Source organism: Vibrio sp. 10N.222.46.A1, from assembly GCF_041473595.1.
GTDB classification, from domain to species: Bacteria; Pseudomonadota; Gammaproteobacteria; order Enterobacterales; family Vibrionaceae; genus Vibrio; species Vibrio tasmaniensis_A.
Genome location: NZ_JBFRSN010000336.1, coordinates 1 through 2,384, shown reverse-complemented (window position 1 = coordinate 2,384; position 2,384 = coordinate 1). Strand labels below are relative to the sequence as shown.

At 47.5% G+C, this 2,384-nt stretch carries 3 protein-coding genes; all 3 read right to left on the bottom strand.

Going from position 1 to position 2,384, the window contains the following annotated elements; translation table 11 throughout:
* Positions 1-293, bottom strand: a 293-nt coding sequence (locus AB4496_RS11025) for an iron chelate uptake ABC transporter family permease subunit (protein ID WP_372130948.1), incomplete at its 3' end; no start/stop codon positions are given.
* Positions 293-1,348, bottom strand: a complete 1,056-nt coding sequence (locus AB4496_RS11020) for an iron ABC transporter permease (protein ID WP_102257568.1) — start codon at positions 1,346-1,348, stop codon at positions 293-295. The genes AB4496_RS11020 and AB4496_RS11025, both read right to left, overlap by 1 nt.
* Positions 1,345-2,322 carry a Fe(3+) dicitrate ABC transporter substrate-binding protein FecB gene (locus tag AB4496_RS11015; protein WP_102257567.1) on the bottom strand — a complete coding sequence of 326 codons (978 nt, stop codon included), beginning with the start codon at positions 2,320-2,322 and terminating at the stop codon, positions 1,345-1,347. The genes AB4496_RS11020 and AB4496_RS11015 overlap by 4 nt, the downstream gene beginning before the upstream one ends.
* Positions 2,323-2,384 lie beyond the last annotated feature (62 nt).

Sequence of the window (2,384 nt, the reverse complement as noted above, 5' to 3'; positions counted from 1 at the left end):
GTCGCAGCAAGCCCTGCCCCGGCGCTAATGCCCATAAGATCAGGCGATGCTAACGGGTTACGTATCACGCCTTGCACTAATACGCCAGATAGCCCCAACCCTGCGCCCACGCTTATCGCGAGTAACATACGTGGTAGTCGATACTGATGGATAACAAAGTCGTCACTGGAAAAGGCGACCAAATGTTCGATGACTTGAGGAATAGAAAGTGACGCTGCACCGACAAACAAGCCCGCAGATGCCACTAATATGAGAATCCCTGATAACAAAACTATCTTAGTGTGATGGTGCATTAAGATCTCCTCGTCGCAATCAAAATAAAACAAGGTGTCCCAAGTAGGGCTGTAATAACACCAACGGGCGTTTCAGTCGGGAAAGCAATCGATCGTGACAACGCATCTGACCAAGACACTAATGCTGCACCAGCCATTGCGGAGATAGGGATCAGTAGATGGTAATTGTGCCCAACTATGGGCCGAACCAAATGAGGAACCAACAATCCTACAAAGCCAATGGGACCAGCGATAGCGACACTGGCCCCCGCAAGTAACACGATAGCCAATCCACTCATGAGGCGAGTAAGCCGGATATTACTGCCCAACCCCACAGCCACTTCTTCACCAAGCGCCAATAAGTTGAGGTTACGAGCAAGGCTAACAGCCAACACCAAACCAATCACTGCTGGCGGCCAAAGCTGTTGCCACTGTCCCTCATCCACGCTAGACAATGAACCGGTAAGCCAATGCAGCACGCTATAAGCCATATCATCAGCTAGAATCAACGCTGCTCGAGTTAACCCAATCAATAAAGCAGTAATGGCGATACCCGCTAAAACCAAACGTAACGGATGAGAACGTTCGGAGAAGAAGCCACCGAGGAGCATCACAGCACCACCGCCTAGCAATGCACCAAGAACGGCATTAAGGATCGGGTTTAAATCACTCACCACAGGTATGCCTATCGCAGCTAAAGCCATAAAACAGGCTGCGCCAGCGTTAATACCTAGAATTGATGGAGACGCAAGTGGGTTACGTGTTAATCCCTGCATCAACAGTCCGGCGACGGCTAAGCTTGCACCAATCAATAACCCAGCGTGAGCCCTTGGAGCTCTAAGTGTCGCCAATATTTGATGAGTCATATTGCTCTCATCAAACGCAAACCAATAGTGAACTAAGTCACTCAATGTTAGGGAGAAATTAGACCAACCTAGCATAGAGGCCAAGTAACCAGACATCGTCAAACACGACACTAAAGCCGTAAATAACGTGACTCGCCACGACACTAATACCGTAAGCCACGACACTATAAGCGAACGTCGCTTACCTCTAGAGAGCAACATCGAACTCATGAACGATCCAAGATCTGCTCTAGATTTTTCGCCATTTGTTCCGCGGCCAACATGCCTCGATTCAATGACCATAGTGCTGGTGACACTTCTACCACTTGTTGATTCTTCGCGGATGTTAATACATTAAACAGTGGGTTTTTCTGCCAATCATCAACGATATTTGGATCTGAGTAAGCACCAAGGAGCAACCAATCAGGATTTGTTTTCAACAACAACTCAAAGCTGGTTGGCAAGTACGCCTTGTCTGTCGGTTCCACTATTGGGCTAGCAATACCTAATGTGGTGAGTACACCTCCGGCATACGAAGCAGGGCTATGTAGCCACATTCCTTTTTCCGACACAACTGCAAATTGGACTGTTTGTTTAAGCGAGAAATGACTTTTAAATTCCACCATGGCTTGTTGATGTTGGTGAATTCTTTGTTCCATTGCCGATTGCTTATCGAGGGCGATACCGACCTTAAGCGCAGATTCCAAGTTCTCTTGATAAGTCTCTCCACGGCTTTTGAGCAGCAGAGTTGGTGCGATTCGCTGTAGATCTTGATAAACCGTACGATGACGCTCTGCATCGGCAATGATCAGGTCGGGCTTTAATACCGCAATAGCTTCTAGACTAGGCTGCGAACGCATCCCAACCGATTCCCATGGTTGCACTAATTCACGCACCGCCGGAATCACTCGCGAAGCATCATTGTCATCGGCAACACCAACCGGAGACACGCCTACCGCAGCTAACGCATCGACAAATGAGAACTCCAACACCACAACGCGTTGCGGGGTAGTCGCTATCTCAAACTGACCTTGCTCGTCTTGAATAATCCTCGTTTTTGCTGTACTGGAGAATGAGAACAAGCTTAAAGCCAACAAAGCTAAGGTTATCGCTATCTTGCTGAATAAAAAATGCCTTTTGAATGACAGCAGTCCGTTCGGCAGCAGCCATTGATTCGAAAATAAAAGTCGAGAGCTGTTTTCCATATTTACTTTTCCTTAAACACTAGAACCGTGAAAGTCGCCAATAATATTGGCGACTTATATTC